Origin of the sequence: Sabulibacter ruber, from assembly GCF_017355955.1 — a bacterium.
In the GTDB taxonomy this organism is placed as follows: Bacteria; Bacteroidota; Bacteroidia; order Cytophagales; family Hymenobacteraceae; genus Nibribacter; species Nibribacter ruber_A.
The window spans coordinates 1-354 of sequence record NZ_JAFFID010000043.1; the positions used below are offsets into that span (position 1 = coordinate 1).

At 62.1% G+C, this 354-nt stretch carries 1 protein-coding gene; it reads right to left on the reverse strand.

Features of this window, described 5'->3' with window-relative positions; translation table 11 throughout:
• Positions 1-144: 144 nt before the first annotated feature.
• Positions 145-354: dTDP-4-dehydrorhamnose 3,5-epimerase family protein (locus JT719_RS24380; RefSeq protein ID WP_207436395.1), on the reverse strand; the 210-nt coding region annotated here is incomplete at its 5' end.

Genomic DNA, 354 nt, shown 5'->3' on the forward strand with positions numbered 1-354 from the left:
GAGCTGCGCCAGGGTTCGGCGCTCCATCTCGTCTCCATACCCCATGACCACTCTCGTTTGGTCTCCGGTCCGGATAGCAACAGGGAGCGCGGCCCATGAGCGCGCCGGAAAGATCCTCGGGGACCCTTTGGGGACGGGCGAGCTTCAGAAACCGTCCTTCAGCTCGGACAGGCTGGGCTGCTTGCGGTCCTTGTCGGAGAGCAAAGCCTTTTCGGCGGAAACGGGCCACTCGATACCCAGTTCGGGGTCATTCCACAGCAGGCCCCGATCGTGCTCGGCCGAATAGAAGTTGGTGACGTTGTAGATGACCTCGGTGTCAGGATGGAGCGTGCAGAAGCCATGGGCGAAGCCGAT